This window comes from Hydrogenobacter subterraneus, assembly GCF_055390195.1.
On record NZ_AP042473.1, the window covers coordinates 710,140 to 728,802 of the forward strand.

Below are 18,663 nucleotides of genomic sequence, written 5' to 3' on the forward strand. Positions count from 1 at the left end.
CTTAAAATTTTAAGAGAAAAAGATAAATAGGCGCCGTGAAAATAAGCGAATCAAACCTGTCTGTAAAACCGCCGTGTTCACCAAGCACGTTGGAGAAGTCCTTAATACCCACACTTCTTTTTATATAGCTTTTAAAAAGGTCTCCAAGCAAGGCGAAGGCTACCATAAGGGGAGACCATAGAAGACCCTTTGGTCCATAAAAGACTGCTAAAAGTATACTACCCGCCAAAAAGCCACCCATAAGACCTTCCCACGTTTTTTTGGGAGAAAGCCTTGGAGAAAGGGGAGTCTTTCCAAATTTCTTTCCTGTGTAGTAAGAAAAAACATCCACTGCCCATACAAAGAAGATCAGTTTAACAATGGCGTAGTTATCTATGGCCTTTATGTTCAGCAAGTATGTGAGAAGATAGCCAGCGTATATGGATATAAGAAAAGACCTTAGGAAATCTTCAAAGTTCCAACTTTTCCACCCTGCATAGAAGGATATAAGCAATACACACAAAATACCAAGCTCGGAAGATATGGAACCAAAGATAAAGGTTAAAGGTGCGGCATAAAAAAGTACCGATCCAATAGCTTTTGAAACCTCATAACCTATAAGAAAAGAAAGAACTAAAAGTGCAATATAAAATATTTCATAAGGCGATAAACTAAGGACTAATGTCAAAACACCTATTAATATGCCTATGCTTTCCCTATTTTTATAAGACAGCACCGAACTTCCTCGTCCTTTTTGAATAATCTTCTATGGCTTTGAGAAGCTCCTCCTTGGTAAAATCTGGCCAATAAACATCTGTAAAGTAAAGCTCTGTATATGCCAAGTGCCATAAAAGGAAGTTGGATATTCTTTTTTCCCCGCCAGTTCTTATAAGAAGGTCTGGGTCTGGTGCATTGCCAAGGTCGGAAAAGCTTTTAAAACTTTCCTCCTTTATATCCATACCAGCTTCCGAGAGCCTTTTGACAGTTCTTATTATCTCATCCCTTCCGCCATAATCAACGGCAAGGAATACATGGAGTCTTTCAGGCTCTGGTCTTAAACTTTCTACCTTTTGCATCTCTTTCAAAAGACTTTTGGGAAGCCTATCCCTTCTACCTATAAAGGAAACGCTTATACCCTTTTCCGTTAGCTTATGGGAGTTTTCCCTTAGATAACCTTCCAAAAGTCTCATAAGGGCCCTTACTTCACTCTCTGGCCTTTTCCAATTTTCTGTAGAGAAGGTAAAAAGGGTTAGCCATTTTATACCAAGTTCCAAACATGCATCCACCAAATCTTCCGCCCTTTTTACTCCTTCGTAATGTCCTGCTATCCTTGGTAGCCCCCTTTCCTTAGCCCATCTTCCATTGCCGTCCATTATAACAGCCAAATGCTTAGGTATTTTCATATTATCTGCCAAGCTTTGTTTTTGCTACGCTTGCCTCCTCTGAAAGTGGATAATCCTTTAATATAGCCTCATAAAACTCCTTTGCCTTCTTTTCATCACCTCTTTGCTCATATAGCCTTGCCAACTGCAATAGAGCGGATGGTGCCTTATTACAATCCACCATCTCTTTCTTTTGACACCTTTCTACTAAGGTAAGCCATACGGCCTCTGCTTTGTTTGTTTCACCAAGGTCCCTGTATATGACTCCAAGCCACAGATAGGCATTATCGGTTAAGGGCGTTTTGGGATATTTTTTTATAAACTCTATAAACTTATCTTTTGCTTGATTAAGTTGTTTGAGGTTATATAGCCTAAAGGCCTCATCGTAGTCCTTTTGATATTCCTCTTGAGCTTGAACCGTTGGCTTAACATCCTGCGGTATTTGTGCCTTTGGTTGTTCCTTTTGTGTAAGACTTTCCTCCTTTTTAGGCTCTGGCAATTTTGTAGGTGTAGCCTGTGGTGGGCTAACTCTGCCAATCTTTAACCTTTCTAACTCAAGCCTTATATTTGCTATGTTTTCCGAAAGGGTATCCACTCTGCTTTCTGTCTTTAGATTCCTTTCCTCCAAGGTCCTTTGCCTTTCTTCCAATTGGGAGATCCTGCTTTCCAAGTTATACATCCTTTTGTCAAACTCTTCCTTTGTTATACTACCACAAGAAGATGTTAGAACTGTAAGTATTATAGTGGTGGCGAATATCCAACCTTTTCTCATGAGGTTTAATTATATACCGGACTACATTAAGAATTCATTAAATACACTCCCATTTAAAAAATTGGTTGGCAAGAAGCCACAGGCTTTAATCTCTTACCCGGTGTATTGAATGGTATAATATTAGAAGAAAAAGCATAGGAGGTAGTCATGAAGATAACCCTAAGCGTAATAAAGGCAGACATAGGGGGTTATGTGGGACATTCTTCTGCCCATCCTGAGGTGGTGGAAAAGGTAAAAGAAATAGGATTAAAGGAAGTAGAAAAGGGAAACCTTATAGACTGCCAAGTTCTTGTATGCGGTGATGATATCGCCCTTGTTATGACACACCAGCACGGTGTGGATAGTGAGCTTGTACATGGTATAGCTTGGAGAGCCTTTGAAGAAGGCACCCAAATAGCCAAGAAGCTAAAACTCTATGGAGCTGGGCAGGACCTACTTTCGGACACCTTCTCCGGAAATGTAAAGGGTATGGGTCCTGGCGTTGCAGAGATGGAGTTTGAAGAAAGGCCCTCCGAGCCAGTTATAGTTTTCTTTGCGGATAAAACTGCGCCAAGCGCCTGGAGCCTACCACTATATGAGATGTTTGCAGACCCTATGGTCTGTGCAGGCCTTGTGATAGACCCAAAAATGCACGATGGTTTTACCTTTGAGGTGCTTGATACCTTTACAGGAAAGGCTGTAAAGCTTTCCACACCAGCGGAGCTTTATGACCTTTTGGCTCTAATTGGTAGCGTGGAAAGGTATGCAGTAAAAAGCGTATGGAGAAATTCGGACGGTGAGATAGCGGCGGTGGCTTCCACTCAAAGGCTTTCTTTGATAGCGGGTAAGTATGTGGGTAAGGATGACCCTGTTATGATAGTGAGGGCCCAATCGGGCTTTCCTGCCATAGGCGAAATACTTGAGCCCTTTGCAAGGCCTTGGATTGTGGAGGGTTGGATGAGAGGTTCTCACAACGGACCTCTAATGCCCGTATCCTTTAGGCATGCCACACCTTCAAGGTTTGATGGCCCACCAAGGGTTATAGCGGCAGGCTACCAGATAGCCAACGGAAAGCTTATAGGTCCAAGGGACCTCTTTGATGACCCAGCCTTTGACAAGGCAAGGGAGCAAGCACAGATAATAGCGGATATTTTGAGGCGCCAAGGTATTTTTGAACCTCATAGGCTTCCTTCCGAGGAGATGGAATATACCACCCTACCCAAGATACTCAAAAAGCTTGAAGACAGGTTTTATGACCTTGAAGAGGGCAAAAAGGCGCCCACAGGAGAAGAACACCATACGGAGACGGACTGATGGATAGGGTATATAGCATAGAGGAAAGGGTTGTCCTTATAGTAAAGGAGTTTACAGAGGACCTTGACAAAAAGGAGCCCTTTCCTTCCCATCTTTCTGAATATAGGTTTAGATTAAAGTCCAAGCTTGTGGAGCTTATAAACCAATTTACAGACCCACAGATGAGAAATACAAGCTTTGACAGCGCCCTTGAGGGTATAATGAAAAGCCTTGAAGAGGTTATAACGCAAACGGATTTTCAAAATAAGGAAAACCTCCACCGCCTTATAAGAAGCCTTGAAGAGACCAATGAGGTTTTAAAGGAATTCCTTTATGGGGACCAGATAAGGGATAAGTCGGTGCTTTCTAAGGTATCTGGGAAGATAGGAGAATGGGTAGAAAATCTTAAAATGGAATTTAAAAGGAGGCACGGTGGCCTTTTAAACTTTATAAAGTCCCTTTTTGGTAAATGATAGCCTTTTTTGTGGTCCTTTTTGCTTGGTTTTTCCAATCCATAACAGGCTTCGGCGCTGGCATTTTCATAATAGGAATCTTGTCTATCTTTTATGACCCTAAGATGGTAATAGTCTCTTCGGCCCTTTTTAATCTTTTGGGAACTCTTAGCCTCATATACCAAAACAGAAAGGGGAAGATAGAATATTACCTGCTTTTTTCTCTTATATTTGGCTCTATTCCCGGCATATTTTTGGGTGCCTATGTGCTTGATAGGATAAACACGAAGGAGCTTATCTTTGTGGTGGCTGGTTTTATAAGCCTTTTGGGCCTTTATGACCTTGCGGTGTATAAAGGGTGGTTAAGGCTACAGATAAACAGGCATATGGGCATACCTGTGGGCTTTTTGGGAGGCTTTTTTGCAGGGCTTGTGGGTATGGGCGGACCTCCCCCTTTGGTCTTTCTTACCCAACATTTACAGGACCCAACCTCCATAAGGCTGATGCTAAATTTATTTTTTACATCCAACATCCTTTTTAGATTAAGCTTTTACAACTATATGGATGTGGTATCCCTTGATGTGGGCTTTCTAATGGCTGGCCTTTTGGGGCTTTTGGCAGGCACTCTTTTGGGCGACCTTTTTGCTAAGAAAATATCCGCCAATCAATACAGGGCTGGCGTTCCTTATATGATAATCCTTCTTGGCTTTGTACTTTTTGTCTTTGGTGAGCTTCATAGGTAGTAAATCCCAAAAAAGCTGTATTATAATGGATTAGATGAAGGTTGGTTATGTTGCCATAGTAGGAAAGCCCAATGTGGGAAAGTCTACACTGCTTAATCAAATTCTTGGAACAAAAATATCCATCATATCTCCAAAGCCTGGCACTACCCGTATAAGGGTCTTGGGTGTAAAAAACATACCGGGAGAAGCCCAGATCATCTTCCTTGATACACCCGGTATTTACAGGCCAAAGGATGCCCTTGGTGAAGCCATGGTAAACGTGGCAAAGTCTTCTTTGGACGATGCGGACATCATACTCTTTATGATAGATGCGGAGGATGGCTTTAGAGAAGATGATAAACAGGTTTTTGAGAACTATGTAAAGCCCTATGCAGAAGAGAAGCATATTTTCCTTGTGATAAACAAAGTAGATAAGGTAGGTCCGGTGGAAAACCTACTTCCCATAGCAGAAGACCTTTCTAAAAAATACCCAGAGTTCAAGGAGATTATCCCCATAAGCGCCCTAAAGGGCTACAACACCGATGAACTTCTAAAGGTCATAATTAAATACCTTCCCGAGGGTGAGCCACTCTTTCCGGAAGATATGGTCACCGACCTTCCATTTAGGCTTATGGCTGCGGAGATAATAAGAGAGAAGGTCCTCCTAAAGGTGCATCAAGAGATCCCACAAGGTGTGGCTGTAATGGTAACGGAAGTTTCTGAAGGTAGCCACGACCCAAATGTATTGGTTGTGAAGGCGGAGATAATAGTGGATAGGGAAAACTACAAGCCCATAATAATAGGAAAGGGTGGACAGAGGATAAAGTCCATAGGGAAGATGGCGAGGGAAGAGCTGGAGATGATAACCGGTAGGAAGGTCTATCTTGAGCTTTTTGTCCGAGTAAAGCCAGATTGGAAGAAGAGGCCAGAGTTAGTCAAGAGCTTTGGATATACCCTCTGAAAGCACTATAACCACGTCCGCCTTCTTGGAAAAATCCTTTTTAATATCCTCCTCCCTTTCTGCTTGAGCCACCACCATACCCTTTTTCAAAAGCCTATCGGTTAGCCTTTTGGCCACCTTTTTGTCCTTTACCTTTAATACCTTCATAGGCTCTCCTCCATTATTTTTTTCATTAGTTCTTCTACTTCTTTGGCTATTTCTTCAAGCTCCGGTCTTTTGAAAAGTTCAAGCATGGTCGTTGGTGCCATGGTGCTTACCACCGTCTTTCCGTTCTCTTCAAAGATTGCTATCCTGCAAGGCATGGCTGTAGATATGTAGGGGTCTTTGGAGAGAACTTGGCTTGCATGTCTTGGAGAGCAAACCTCCACTATAACACACTTGTAGCTTATTGGCACACCTTTGCTTTCCAGTATGTTGGAGACCTCATGAACAGACATAACACCAAAGCCGTTGGCCTTTGCCTTCTCTTCAATAGCTTTCCTTACCTCTTCCACACTTTTTGTTGTCTCATAGGTCATAAGCATGCTTACACCTCCTTGCTTAGTTTTAGACTGGTTTTAATATACTATCTTTATATTAAAATTTGGTTAAGGTTTTCAAACTTTCTACAGCTTTGACCTTCGCATACTACAAGGCCATCCACAGGAGCTTTCACCACGAACTTAAAGGGTCTAAATAGCCTTAGGGCTTCTTCAAAAAAGCTTTCTGTTTCCACCTTGTATATGCCCTTAAGGTATGCATATAGGCTTACCAGGTATGAGTGCGAAGCCATAGGCACCTCTCTTACAAACCTTGAAAAGGCTTGAAGAGTCTTTTCTGCGTAGTCTATAAAGCTACCATCTCCGGTAAGAGTCCCCAAAAGCAAAAGGGTATACCCAGCAGATCCGTTTACAGATTGAGTGGGAGTGTCCTGTAGGTTTTTTAGCCTTACCCTTAAGAGGCCCTCACCTTCCAAGGCAGAGTCATAAAAGCCCCAGTCTTGGCCATCCCAGAAAAGTTCTATGGCTTTTTTCATCATCTCCACAGACAGGTCAAGATATTCCTTCTTCTGCGTTATCTCAAAAAGAGAAAGAAGTGCCTGTGAGAGAAAGACATAATCTTCGGAAAAGCCTTCCACACCCTCCTTATGGTATAGCCTGCCATCTTTGTAGTATTCCTTTATAAGCCTTTCCACGGTCCTCTCCGCCATAAGCCTTGCAGACTCGTCTCCAAAGACCTTCCAGTAATCACAAAGACCGGTTATCATAAGGGCGTTCCAATTTGCGTATATTGTTTTGTCTATGTAGGGCATCTCCCTTGTCCTTTCCCTATACTCAAGAAGCTTTGCCTTTATAGAGTCCACAAGCCTCTCCACCTCTTCTAAGGGCATGTTTAGAACTTTGGAGATTTCCTCCTCTTCCATGTTTATGTAAAGCACATTCTTTTGTGGTTCATGTGGCATTCTTGCAAAGCCAAAGTATAGCGTGGCAACCCTTAACTCTTCTGGTGTGAGGACCTTTTCAAGCTCTTCCTGCGTAAAGGTATAATAGCCACCCTCATCAAGCTTCCCTATATCCGCATCCTGAGAGGCATAAAAGCCACCCCTTTCATCGTAGCCATAGGCCTTGTAATACCTAAGGATTCCTTCCGCAACCTTTTTATATAGCTTTTTGCCAAAGGCCTTATAGGCTATGGAATAAAGGCGAAGCAGTTCTGCGTTGTCGTATAGCATCTTTTCAAAGTGTGGCACATGCCACCTATCGTCGGTGGAATACCTAAAAAATCCGCCAAGAAGGTGGTCATAGACTCCACCCTTTGCCATGGCATCCAAGGAAAGGCTTATGGCCTTTTCCAACACCGGCGAAGGAACAAAGTAGTTGTGGTATATGAGAAGCTCAAAGGCCTTTGCATGATGGAACTTGGGCGCACTACCCACACCACCATGGTCATAGTCCAAGCTGGCAAGCAAGACAGAAATACCCTTTTCAAGAAGACTCCAATCTACAGGGTCCTTAAAGTTTTGCTGGCTATAGTTTAAAAGGCTTTCATATATACTTTCTGCAGATTTTAGTATTTTTCCCCTGTCCTCCCTCCAAAGCTGTGCTATCCTAAGGAGTAGGCTTTTAAATCCTGGCCTTCCCCATCGGTCCTCCGGTGGAAAGTAAGTACCCCCAAAGAAGGCCTTTCCATCGGGCGTCAAAAAGACAGTTAGGGGCCAACCTCCAGAACCTGTGAGGGCAACAACCACCTCCTGATACCTTCTGTCTATGTCCGGCCTCTCATCCCTATCCACTTTGATTGGGACAAAGTTTTCGTTTATTATCCTGGCTATCTCTGGATTTTCAAAGCTTTCGTGTGCCATCACGTGGCACCAATGGCACCAAACACCACCTATGGAAAGCAGAATGGGCTTATCCTCTTTCTTGGCCTTTTGGAAGGCTTCTTCCGACCATTCATACCAATCCACCGGTTGATGGGCAGACTTCCTAAGATAGGGACTTTTTGAATTTATAAGTCTATTTGGCAACTTTTTTACCTCCTTAAGTAAAGTTTAGGCCTTTAAAAGGTCAATTCAACTTTTTGTATCACATCACTCTCTTCTTACCCTTACCGCATAAAAGTGGGCATAAAGGCCTTCCGCCTTTGCTATGTTTTCCGCAGGTTCGGCCACCTTTTCAAAGCCTTCCCTTGAAAGGTATATAACAGAGCTTCTCTTTAGAAAATGATAGACACCAAGGGGTGAGAAAAACCTGGCCGTGCCTCCAGTAGGTAGTGTATGGTTAGGACCAAGCACATAATCGCCAAGAGGCTCGGTGGCATACTTGCCAAGGAATATGGCTCCAGCGTGTTTTATGTAAGGCAAAAGGGAAAAGGGGTCTTCTGTGAGAACCTCAAGATGCTCTGGTGCTATATGGTTTGCCACCTCACAGGCTTGGTATAGGTCCTCCACAAGGAAGATGGTGCCAAACCTTTCTATGGACTTTTGAGCTATCTCTTTCCTTGGAAAGTCCTCAAGGAGTTTGTCTACCCAATGGGCCACCTCTTTGGCGTATTCTTCATCGGTGGTTATCATAAAGGCGCCAGCAAGCTCATCATGCTCCGCCTGAGAGAGAAGGTCGCTGGCAGTCCATTTGGGGTCCACGCTTCCGTCGGCTATGATGAGTATTTCGGAGGGTCCAGCTATCATGTCTATATCCACAACACCGTATAGGAGCTTTTTGGCAAGGGCCACGTATATGTTTCCCGGACCTACGATTTTGTCTACCTTTGGCAGGCTTTGGGTGCCAAAGGCAAGTCCAGCTATGGCCTGGGCCCCACCTATTTGATATACTTTGCTCACGCCAGCTATAAAGGCCGCCGCAAGAGTATATTTGTTTGGCTTTGGAGATACCATTATAACCTCTTCCACGCCAGCAACTACCGCAGGCACTGCGTTCATCAAAACGGTAGAAGGATAGGCTGCCTTACCACCGGGCACGTATATGCCAACCCTCTCAAGAGGAAGAACTTTGTTGCCAAGTATTATGCCCTCTTCTTCCACAAAAAAGCTTCTCTCCAGCTGTTTCTCATGAAAACGCCTTATCCTTTCATGAGCTATCTCAAGGGCAGATTTTACATCCTCTTCTAACTCATCGTAAGCCTCTTCAAGGGCTTCATAAGGAACTTCCATAGTATCCGGAGTTAGCTCTATGCCGTCAAACCTTTTTGTGTACTCTATTATGGCGCTGTCTCCCTCCTTTTGAACCCTTTGTATTATCTCCTTTACCGCAGGTTCATATTCCTCAGCCAAAAACTGTCCCCTCTCTTTTAAAAACCGCAGCCTCTCATTAAACCTCCATGCAGAATGCCTAAGGTCCTCTATACGCATGAGTGAAATTATAAGCTATATTTATTCCTATGAGAACCATAAGCAAGGAGGAGTTGAAAGGGCTGTATGAAAAGGATTTCCCTCTCTGGGTGGAAAAAAATTTAGAGCTTCTTAGAGAGAGGGCTTATGACTTAGTAGACTGGGAAAACCTTTTGGAGGAAATAGAGGATATGGCAAGGTCTGACCTAAAGGCTTGTGTTAGCTACTTGGCTGTTGTCTTAGAACACCTCTATAAGTGGGATAACCTTAGAAATCTAACAAAAGCTGGAGAGGGAAAAGGAGGACTTAGCTGGATAAAGAGTGTGGAGATATCCAGGCGTAAAATAAACCGCCTATTTCGTGAGAGTCCAAGCTTGATGGCTAAACTACCACAGAAGCTTGATTATGCATGGGAGGAGGCCAGAGATAACATAGAGTTATGGTTATCGGAAATAGAAGAGGATCCAGACCAATACCACATTCCAGAAGAGTGCCCTTACACTTACGAAGAAGCCATGACAAAAGACTTAAAAAAGGAGATGGAAAGGCCTTAATGAAAGGGATAATAAAAAATTACCTTGAACTAAGGAAGGGAGGAATATCCTACTATGACCTTTCTTTTGTGCTTATTGAACTTTCCATGCTCTTAGAATCGGGTCTAACCCTCATAAGGGCTATTGAGGTAGCATCTTCTCAGTCAACCAATAGTAGGATAAAAGAAGCTCTCATAGAGGTTAAAACTGCCATAGAGGCTGGAGAGACCTTGCATAGAGCTTTTTCAAAGGCTGGGGTCTTTCCAGAGTTTTTTCTTGAGATGCTAAAGGTGGCAGAAAGGGGAGAAAACCTTGAAAAGATACTGCGTATAGCAGGAGAATACCTTCAAAAGATAGAAGAGAATAAAATGAAGGTGCTTACTTCCCTTGCCTATCCCTCCTTTGTTATAGTTGCGAGCTTGCTCGCCCTTTTTGTTGCTGTAAAGTTTGTAGTTCCCAAAATAGCAAACGTTCTTCAAGGCCTTGGCAAGGACCTACCTCTTATCACAAAAGCCCTTTTGTTCTTTTCTCATCTCCTTTCTTATCTCATTTATTTTTTACCAGCCTTTGCAATGCTTTACCTTTTTAGACATAAGCTTATAAGTAAAGAACGATGGGATAAGTATTTCCTTATGCTTCCCATCTTTGGTAAGGTTTCTTTCTACTATAACCTTTCACGCCTTGCTGGCACTTTACTTATGGCCTTGTCCTCCGGCATACCACTAACTAAGGCCATAAGCCTAAGCCTTGGAAGTTTAAACAACGCTTATCTCAGGTCTGTCCTCTCCGGTGTAGATAAAGAGGTTTCAAAAGGAAGGAGTCTAAGCTTGGTACTAAAAGAAAGATGGGTGCTTCCAGACACCTTTATAAACCTTTTGGCCCTTGGTGAAAAGAGTGGTGAGCTGGAGAAAAGCCTTAAAATGCTTCAGGATATGTATGAAAGGCAGGCGGAAAGGATTATAGCCTTTTGGCTTAGGTTTGCAGAGCCTATAGCCATGCTTTTGGTAGGTCTTTTGGTGGCACTTATAGTCCTAAGCGTGGTTTTACCTCTCAGTGAGATATCAACAGGAATAAAAGGCTAACAAGATAAAGGCCCAAGAGGGTAAAGGCTAAGGTAGGTATGGTAAGTATTAGGCCCGTTTTGAAATAGTAGCCCCAACCTATTTTTATGCCCTTGTATTCAAGCACATAAAGCCACAAAAGGGTTGCTAAAGAGCCTATGGGTGTTATTTTTGGACCTAAATCGCATCCTATCACATTGGCCAAGGCAAGGGTCTTTTCCAAAGCCACAGGTAGGTGTGCCTGTTCTATGGCAAGGTTCATTATCATAACAGAGGGTAGGTTGTTCATGGTGGATGAAAGAAAAGCAGATAAAAAGCCCGTTATGGATATGCCGGAAAAAAGTCCGTGGCTTACAGCCATCTCTATAATCTTTGATAGTTGGGAGATCAGTCCAGCCTTTTTGAGGCCATAAACCACCACATACATGCCTATGGAGAAAAATACTATCTCCCAAGGGGTCTCTTTAAGGATAAGAAGCCTAAGGTTAAAAACTCTATGTTTTAATGAGGCCAAAAAGAGGATAAGGCCCACGGAAAGTATGATGAAGGAAGTGGGTATATGGTATATGGCTTCGCTAAGGAAAAAAGCCAAAAGAACAAGGGGGGCAACAAACCAAACAAGTTTAAACACATATGGGTCCCTTATGGCAAGCTTGGGTGGCTTATCTTCCAACACTTCCACATCATACCTACTTATCATATCTTTTCTGTAATAGACATAAAGCACCACGATGGTAGCAAAAAGAGAAAAGAAATTTACCAAAACCATCCTAAGGGCGTATTCAAAAAAGCCTATACTAAAGAAGTTGGCGGTTAGTATATTTACAAGGTTGGATATAACAAGGGGAAGGCTTGTAGTATCTGCCACAAAGCCGGCGGACATGATGTAGGGAAGCATATACCTTTCCTTTAGTCTTAGATACTTTATCTTTTGGTAGATGATGGGTGTGAGGATAAGGGCTGTGCCATCGTTGGAGAAAAAGGCGGATATTAACGCACCCAAAAGCACTATGTATAGGAAAAGCCTTTTTCCATCTCCCTTGGCAAGGTGTATCATATGAAGAGCGGCCCACTCAAAAAAGCCTATCTTATCCAGCAGGATGGATACAAAAACAATACCTAAGAAGGCAAGGGTTGGGTCCCAAACTATATGGATAACCCTTTCCACGTCTTGAAGGGACACTACACCAAAAGCCAAGGCAAGCAAGGCACCGAAGGTGGCACTATAGCCTATGCCTATCTTCTTAGGCTTTTTTATGACCAAAAAGAGGGTAAGTAAAAAAATAGCCACAGACAAAAGGGGCATTCCTATCTCCTTTGTCTAAAAGAATTTTAGCATTAAATCCACCTTCATCACCTATTTGGCGTGCAAGATACAAGCCTTTCTTCAAGGGAAAGAGTGCCTATCATCTGTTTTATGCACTCTGGCAGGTGCTTTATACTGTAATAAACCCATTTGCCATACGTGGAGTGAGAAATTAATTAAGCAGCTTGCTAAAAATAAATGAGACAAGCAAAGTAAGGCACAGTATACCGTGCATGTATTGCTAACACTTAGAAAGCAATTTTTCATCTATTTTTCATATACCCTGGTATATTCTCCTTAGGGAAGCTCCCGTAAAAATATCCTCAAACCTCTAAGGAGGTGCAATGTGCTTAAGCTTGAAAACCAGAAGGAGAAGCAGAACGGAAGAATAAACACTTCCCTTTCCAAACTTTCTGAGTTTGCAAAGATGGATAAGGAGGAGGTGCTAAAGGCCTTAGGTACCAGTATGGAAGGCCTAAGTGAAGCAGAAGCCAAAAGAAGGTTAGAAATATACGGTATTAACGAGGTAATTTATGAAAAGCCACCCACGTGGTATAGCATCCTAATAAAATCCTATAACAATCCTTTTGTTTATATTTTACTTTTCCTTGCGGTTGTTTCTCTTGTGGCGGACTATCTTCTTGCACCACCGGAAGAAAAGGATATAAGTAGCGTGATCATCATCTCCACCATGCTGATTATAAGCGGTTTTATGCGCTTTGTTCAAGAATACCGATCAAACAAAGCCGTAGAAAGGCTAAAGTCTATGGTGCGTATTACAACTGCCGTAAAAAGAAAGGGAAAAGAGGTGGAGGAGATAAGGAGGGAAAAGATAGTTCCTGGCGATATAGTCTATCTTTCTGCGGGTGATATGGTTCCGGCGGACTTGAGGATAATATCTTCCAAAGACCTTTTTGTTAATCAGGCGGTGCTTACGGGAGAGTCGGAGCCTGTGGAGAAATATCCATATTTAAGGGATGAGAAAAAGTCTTTGGAAAACCTCAGCATTTATGACCTTGAGAATATATGTTTTATGGGCACAAGCGTTGTTAGCGGTACGGCGGTGGGTGTGGTTATCCTTACTGGAAAGGATACTTACCTTGGTTCCATGGCAAGGTCCATAGTGGGGCATAAGGTAAAAACAGGCTTTGAGAAGGGTATAGACGATACGAGCAAAGTTTTTATAGCCTTTATGGCTGTCATGTTCCCCATAGTCTTTTTGGTAAATGGCATTACAAAGGGAGATTGGTTTGATGCGCTTATGTTCGCCTTGGCCGTTGCCTTGGGCCTTACACCAGAAATGCTACCCATGATCATAACGGGCAACCTTGCCAAAGGTGCCATAGCCATGGCAAGGCAAAAAACCATAGTAAAAAGGCTTGAGGCCATACAGAACTTTGGAGCTATGGATATACTCTGCACGGACAAAACGGGCACCCTAACCCTTAATAAGGTGGTTCTAAAGAAGGCCTTGGGCCTTGATGGAAAGGAAAACCTTAACGTCCTAAGGTATGCCTTTTTGAATAGCCATTATCAAACTGGCCTAAAAAACATTTTGGATATGGCCATAATTGAGTATGCGGAGGAACATGGCCTTAAAGGCTCTGACCTTGAAAAGGCTTACAAAAAGGTGGACGAAATACCCTTTGATTTTGTAAGAAGGCGCATGTCTGTAGTCTTGGAAAAGGAAGGGAAAAGACAGCTCATAACAAAAGGAGCGGTAGAGGAAACACTATCTATATGCACAAAAGCATATTACAACGGAGAAGCTTTACCTATAACAGAGGATATAAAGGACAAAATTCTTGAACTGGTAAGGGACCTAAACGAGGATGGTATGAGGGTTTTGGCGGTTGCCATTAAGGAGGATGTTCCACCGGAGGAAGTTTTTGGTGTAAAAGATGAAAGGGATATGACCCTTGTGGGCTTTTTGGCCTTTTTGGACCCACCAAAGGAAACGGCTCCAGAGGCCATAAGGGCATTGATGGATCACGGCGTTGAGATAAAGATACTCACCGGCGATAATCCTATTGTGGCTCAAAAAGTTTGCAAAGATGTGGGACTACCCATAAAAGGAATACTTTTGGGCAAAGATATTGATAAAATGAGCGATGAAGAATTATCAGAAAAGGCAGAACAAACCACCATCTTTGCTAAGGTAAACCCCTCTCAAAAGGCCAGGATAATTAGAAGCTTGAGGTCAAAAGGGCATATTGTAGGCTTTTTGGGAGATGGCATAAACGATGCGCCAGCCATGAAGGAGGCGGATGTGGCCATATCTGTGGATAATGCGGTAGATATAGCCAAAGAGTCTGCGGACATAATCCTCCTTAGAAAAAGCCTTCTGGTCTTAGAAAGAGGTGTGCTGGAAGGTCGCAGAGTATTTGGAAATATACTTAAATACCTTTCCATAACGGCAAGTTCAAACTTTGGAAATGTTTTTTCCATAATGGTTGCCAGTTTATTCCTTCCCTTCCTTCCTATGGCACCCATGCAGTTGATCCTCTTGGATATGGTTTACCATTCTGGTATGGGGGCTATGCCATGGGACCACATGGATGAAGAGTGGCTAAAGGTTCCACGCAGGTGGAAGCCTATTCAGATAGGTCGTTTTATGCTATGGTTTGGACCCACAAGCTCCATCTTTGATATAACCACCTATGCACTTATGTTTTTCCTTATAGGGCCTATGGCAATAGGCGCTTCTTATTTTTCTTTGACAGGAGTCCAAAAGCAACAGTTTGTTCATCTATTCCAAACTGGTTGGTTTGTGGAGAGCTTATGGACTCAAACCATGGTGGTTTACATGTTGAGGACCCAAAAGGTACCTTTTTTGGAAAGCCTACCAGCCACACCACTCTTGGTTATTACGGCCTTCGGCATGTTGATCGGGCTTATAATACCCTACACACCATTAGGAACCTATTTTGATATGGTGGCTCTTCCTTGGTACTATTTCCCCATAGTCCTTTTCCCCACACTGTTTGCATACCTTATGCTTGCACAGTTTGTAAAAAGGCAATTTATTAAAAGGTACGGAGAGCTTTATTAAAACCATGACAAACCTAACCTTAAAGGTGCCAAAAGAGGACGCAGAAAAGCTAAGGACAGAACTTTTAAGCAGAGGCTTTTATGAGATAAGTTCTCCCAATACACTTTGGTCCTTGAGCAACGGGCAGGCCTATGTCCATCTTTATCCTTCTGGCACCCTTCTTTTGCAGGGAAAGGGAACGCAGGAGTTAAAAGAGTTTATACTGTCCCTTCTCACACCAAGTGAGAAAATACTTGTAGGCTGTGATGAATCTGGCAAGGGAGACGTTTTTGGTCCCCTTGTGCTATGCTGTGCCATCATAAAGCCAGAGTATTACAAAAAGGCCCTTGACCTAAACCTTAGGGATTGTAAGAAGATGAAGGATGAGGAGGTTATAAAGAAGGCTAAAGCCTTTGAAAGTTTTGGAGAGTTCAGGTGTAAAGTTATTGAACCTCCTGAGCTAAACCAGATGTATGAGGAGATAAAGAACCTAAACAGAATCCTTGACAGGCTTTACCTTGAAATCTTAAAGGATATTAAAAAGTCTTACCATTCTGCAGAGGTCTTTGTGGATGCCTATTCAAAGAGAAGCCCCTTTGGTAAGGAGGTGGTCTTTGAACACAAGGGAGAGGAGAATATAGCGGTGGCTACGGCCAGCGTTCTTGCAAGGGCAAAGTTCTTAGAATGGATAAGGGATAAAAAACTTCCAAAAGGTTCTTCCTTAGAGAGCCTTTCTTTGGCAAGAAGCATATACAGAGAGGATAGGGAGATGGCTAAGGAGCTTTTGAAAACCTTTTTCTTGTAAGCTTTCCAAAGGAGGCAAGGAGGAAGATAAGCACCATACAGACTACCACCGCACCGCTGGGAGGAAGGTCAAAAAGGAGGGAAAGGGCTACGCCAAAGAAGAGAGAAATAAAGGAAAAGCCCGCAGAAAGCAAAAGGCTTTGAAGAAAGGAGGTGGAGACCATAAGGGAGGTCATGGCTGGGATGGATATAAAGCTGGCGGATAGCACAAGGCCCACAGCCTTTATGGAGAGGACTATGTTGGCAGAGGCCAAGGCAATGAGGGCATAGTTTAAAGCCTTTACCCTTATGCCCCTTAGCTTTCCCAGTTCTTCGTTAAAACACACAAAGAGAAGGCCCCTGTAGTTTAAAAGGATAAAGGAGATGGTTATAAGGAAGATGGCAAAAGATACTATAAGGTCTGTTTTTGAAGCCGTTAGCATGCTTCCAAAGAGGTAAGAAAAGACGTTGGTGCCAAGGTTATCCGTTATGCCAAGTATGATTATGGCAAGGGCCACACCCAAGGAGAAAAAGAGGGCCACAACCGTGTCTGCGGGCAAGGACTTTTTGTCCACCAAAAACTGAACCAAAAGGCCAAGCACTATAGTGTAAAAGAGGGTAAATATCATTGGGTCTATGTTTAAAACCAAGGCAAGGGCTATGCCGCCAAAGGCGGCGTGAGAGAGGCCTGCGCCAAGCATGGCAAGCCTTTTTATAAGAAGGAAAAGGCCAATGAGAGCTGTAGAAAGGGCTATAAGAAAGGCAGAAAGGAAGCCTTCTAAAAATAGGCTGTAAGAAAAGAGGTCCATACCTAAATTTTACTCTATGGAGAAGAACAAGGAGCTTGCACGTATCTTTGAGAGGATGGCAGATATGCTTGAGTTCCTCGGGGACAATCCATACCGCATAAGCACCTACAGGAGGGTGGCCGAGGTGCTATCAGAATTGGGAGAGGATGTGGAAGAGCTTGTGCGCACGGGAAAGATATACCATATACATGGCATAGGCCAATCCAGCATAGAGAAGATAATGGAATACCTAAGGACTGGAAAGGTTAGCGCCTATGAGGAGCTAAGGCAAAAGGTGCCAGAGGACCTCTTAGAACTCCTTGAAGTGCCAGGCATAGGCGTAAAGACCCTAAGGCTTGCCTATGATAGGCTAAAGGTGAGAACAAAAGAGGACTTTATAAATGCCGTAAAGAGCGGTAAGCTTGCCTTTTTGCCCGGAATGGGAGAAAAGAAGATTCAAAACATCCTCAGAGGCCTTGAGCTTTGGGAGAAGAGCAAAGAAAGGATGACCCTTTTAGAAGCCTATGAGATAGGAAGGTCTATCCTTAAACACTTTGAGGCCCTAAAGGGCCTTTATGAAAACATAGAACTGGCCGGAAGCCTAAGGAGGAGGAAAGAAACCATAGGGGACATAGATATACTCATCTCAGCAAAGAAAGAAAACTGGCCAAAGCTACACCAACACTTTATAACTTATGCTGGCGTCAAGGAGGTTTTATTAAGCGGTGAGACCAAGTCAAGCGTAATTTTGCAAGAGGGAAGGCAGGTGGATTTAAGGACGGTGGAGCCTCACCAGTGGGGAGCTGCACTCCAATACTTTACAGGGTCAAAGGAACACAACGTGAGGCTAAGGGATATTGCCAAGGCCATAGGCCTAAAGCTGAGTGAATACGGTCTTTTTAAGTCGGACACGGAAGAGCGCATAGGCGGGTCAACGGAAGAGGAGATATATGAGCTTCTTGGTATGGAGTGGATACCGCCAGAATTGAGGGAGAACACGGGAGAGATAGAACTTGCCATGCAAAGGGCTTTGCCAAGGCTTGTGGAGCTAAAGGACATAAAGGGAGACTTTCATATGCATTCCAACTGGAGCGATGGTCTAAACACCTTAGAGGAGATGGTTGAGGCTTGCTACCAGCTTGGTTATGAGTATATGGTCATAGGAGACCACTCCCAGTCTGCCAGGGTGGCCAACGGCCTTGACCCAGCAAGGTACAAAGAACAGTTTAAGCTTATTGAAAGGCTAAATCAATACTACAATTCAAAGGGCTTTTATATACTAAGGGGCTGTGAGGTGGATATACTGCCCGACGGAAGCCTTGACCTGCCAGACAGCCTGCTTGAGGAGTTTGACTTTGTGGTAGCATCCATCCACTCAAGGTTTAACCAAGACAACACCTACAGAATACTAAAGGCCATGGAAAACCCCTTTGTAAACCTAATAGGACATCCTACGGGAAAGGCCTACGGCACAAGGCAGGGTTATCCTTTGGATATGGAGAGGATAATACAGATGGCAAAAGAAACGAACACGGCCTTGGAACTAAACACTTACAGGGCTGACCTTTCTCCAGAGAACATAAGGAGGTGTATGGAAGTGGGTACAATGATAGCCATAGTTACCGATGCCCATTCTACCAAACATCTATCTTATATGGAGCTTGGCGTGGGTCTTGCCAGAAGGGGTTGGGCTGTGCCAGAGCTTGTGCTAAACACAAGGGATGTGAAGGGTGTTAGGGAGTTTGTAAGGCGCAAGAGGGAGCTTATGCTGGGAAGGCTTGCCTTAAAGTAAAAA

The 18,663-nt window shown here is 43.4% G+C and carries 18 protein-coding genes; 9 read left to right on the forward strand and 9 right to left on the reverse strand.

What is annotated here, in order from left to right; translation table 11 throughout:
• Nucleotide 1: 1 nt before the first annotated feature.
• From ACZ5GB_RS03985 to ACZ5GB_RS03995, 3 genes are read right to left on the reverse strand one after another with little or no spacing between them, the layout of a single operon-like run.
• On the reverse strand, nt 2-667 hold the full coding sequence (locus ACZ5GB_RS03985; protein ID WP_464327684.1) for a phosphatidate cytidylyltransferase: 666 nt from the start codon (nt 665-667) through the stop codon (nt 2-4).
• A gap of 34 nt (nt 668-701) precedes the next feature.
• Nucleotides 702-1,382 (reverse strand): polyprenyl diphosphate synthase, encoded by a 681-nt coding sequence (gene uppS, locus ACZ5GB_RS03990; protein WP_464327685.1) that lies wholly within the window; start codon nt 1,380-1,382, stop codon nt 702-704.
• 1 nt (nt 1,383) lies between these two features.
• Nucleotides 1,384-2,133 carry a tetratricopeptide repeat protein gene (locus tag ACZ5GB_RS03995; protein ID WP_464327686.1) on the reverse strand — a complete coding sequence of 250 codons (750 nt, stop codon included), beginning with the start codon at nt 2,131-2,133 and terminating at the stop codon, nt 1,384-1,386.
• Nucleotides 2,134-2,280: 147 nt separating this feature from the next.
• On the opposite strand from ACZ5GB_RS03995, the gene fbp reads away from it, so the two are divergent.
• The 4 genes from fbp to era are packed head-to-tail and all read left to right on the forward strand — an operon-like array spanning nt 2,281 to nt 5,540.
• A complete protein-coding gene (fbp, locus tag ACZ5GB_RS04000) occupies nt 2,281-3,426 on the forward strand; it encodes a fructose-1,6-bisphosphate aldolase/phosphatase (protein WP_464327687.1) in 1,146 nt (381 codons plus the stop codon).
• Entirely contained in the window at nt 3,426-3,878 is a 453-nt protein-coding gene (locus ACZ5GB_RS04005) for a hypothetical protein (RefSeq protein WP_464327688.1), read from the forward strand. Before fbp ends, ACZ5GB_RS04005 begins: the two co-directional genes overlap by 1 nt.
• Nucleotides 3,875-4,600 (forward strand): sulfite exporter TauE/SafE family protein, encoded by a 726-nt coding sequence (locus ACZ5GB_RS04010; RefSeq protein WP_464327689.1) that lies wholly within the window; start codon nt 3,875-3,877, stop codon nt 4,598-4,600. Before ACZ5GB_RS04005 ends, ACZ5GB_RS04010 begins: the two co-directional genes overlap by 4 nt.
• Nucleotides 4,601-4,634: 34 nt before the next feature.
• On the forward strand, nt 4,635-5,540 hold the full coding sequence (gene era, locus ACZ5GB_RS04015) for a GTPase Era (RefSeq protein WP_464327690.1): 906 nt from the start codon (nt 4,635-4,637) through the stop codon (nt 5,538-5,540).
• Here era and ACZ5GB_RS04020 read toward each other — a convergent pair.
• From ACZ5GB_RS04020 to hisD, 4 genes are all read right to left on the reverse strand, one after another.
• On the reverse strand, nt 5,511-5,687 hold the full coding sequence (locus ACZ5GB_RS04020) for a hypothetical protein (protein WP_464327691.1): 177 nt from the start codon (nt 5,685-5,687) through the stop codon (nt 5,511-5,513). The genes era and ACZ5GB_RS04020 overlap by 30 nt on opposite strands.
• A complete protein-coding gene (locus ACZ5GB_RS04025; RefSeq protein ID WP_464327692.1) occupies nt 5,684-6,058 on the reverse strand; it encodes a DUF302 domain-containing protein in 375 nt (124 codons plus the stop codon). Before ACZ5GB_RS04025 ends, ACZ5GB_RS04020 begins: the two co-directional genes overlap by 4 nt.
• A 53-nt stretch (nt 6,059-6,111) precedes the next feature.
• Nucleotides 6,112-8,046, reverse strand: coding sequence for a thioredoxin domain-containing protein (locus ACZ5GB_RS04030; protein WP_464327693.1), 1,935 nt, complete (start codon nt 8,044-8,046; stop codon nt 6,112-6,114).
• A 63-nt stretch (nt 8,047-8,109) separates the two neighbouring features.
• Complete coding sequence (gene hisD, locus ACZ5GB_RS04035) at nt 8,110-9,387, reverse strand: histidinol dehydrogenase (RefSeq protein ID WP_464327694.1); 1,278 nt, start codon at nt 9,385-9,387, stop codon at nt 8,110-8,112.
• A gap of 29 nt (nt 9,388-9,416) precedes the next feature.
• Here hisD and ACZ5GB_RS04040 point away from each other — a divergent pair, with 29 nt between their 5' ends.
• Together ACZ5GB_RS04040 and ACZ5GB_RS04045 are read left to right on the forward strand one after the other, a co-directional pair.
• A complete protein-coding gene (locus tag ACZ5GB_RS04040; RefSeq protein ID WP_464327695.1) occupies nt 9,417-9,920 on the forward strand; it encodes a DUF29 domain-containing protein in 504 nt (167 codons plus the stop codon).
• On the forward strand, nt 9,920-10,981 hold the full coding sequence (locus ACZ5GB_RS04045; RefSeq protein WP_464327696.1) for a type II secretion system F family protein: 1,062 nt from the start codon (nt 9,920-9,922) through the stop codon (nt 10,979-10,981). Before ACZ5GB_RS04040 ends, ACZ5GB_RS04045 begins: the two co-directional genes overlap by 1 nt.
• Here the strand turns inward: ACZ5GB_RS04045 and ACZ5GB_RS04050 are convergent.
• Entirely contained in the window at nt 10,950-12,266 is a 1,317-nt protein-coding gene (locus ACZ5GB_RS04050; protein ID WP_464327697.1) for an arsenic transporter, read from the reverse strand. The two genes, ACZ5GB_RS04045 and ACZ5GB_RS04050, sit on opposite strands and share 32 nt — an antisense overlap.
• 346 nt (nt 12,267-12,612) lie before the next feature.
• Here ACZ5GB_RS04050 and mgtA point away from each other — a divergent pair, with 346 nt between their 5' ends.
• Nucleotides 12,613-15,318 carry a magnesium-translocating P-type ATPase gene (gene mgtA / locus ACZ5GB_RS04055; RefSeq protein WP_464327698.1) on the forward strand — a complete coding sequence of 902 codons (2,706 nt, stop codon included), beginning with the start codon at nt 12,613-12,615 and terminating at the stop codon, nt 15,316-15,318.
• 4 nt (nt 15,319-15,322) lie between these two features.
• Nucleotides 15,323-16,102 carry a ribonuclease HIII gene (rnhC, locus tag ACZ5GB_RS04060; protein WP_464327699.1) on the forward strand — a complete coding sequence of 260 codons (780 nt, stop codon included), beginning with the start codon at nt 15,323-15,325 and terminating at the stop codon, nt 16,100-16,102.
• On the opposite strand, the gene ACZ5GB_RS04065 is transcribed toward rnhC, so the two are convergent.
• Nucleotides 16,071-16,889, reverse strand: a complete 819-nt coding sequence (locus tag ACZ5GB_RS04065; protein ID WP_464327700.1) for a metal ABC transporter permease — start codon at nt 16,887-16,889, stop codon at nt 16,071-16,073. The two genes, rnhC and ACZ5GB_RS04065, sit on opposite strands and share 32 nt — an antisense overlap.
• 16 nt (nt 16,890-16,905) lie before the next feature.
• On the opposite strand from ACZ5GB_RS04065, the gene polX reads away from it, so the two are divergent.
• A complete protein-coding gene (gene polX / locus ACZ5GB_RS04070; RefSeq protein WP_464327701.1) occupies nt 16,906-18,660 on the forward strand; it encodes a DNA polymerase/3'-5' exonuclease PolX in 1,755 nt (584 codons plus the stop codon).
• Nucleotides 18,661-18,663: the final 3 nt, after the last annotated feature.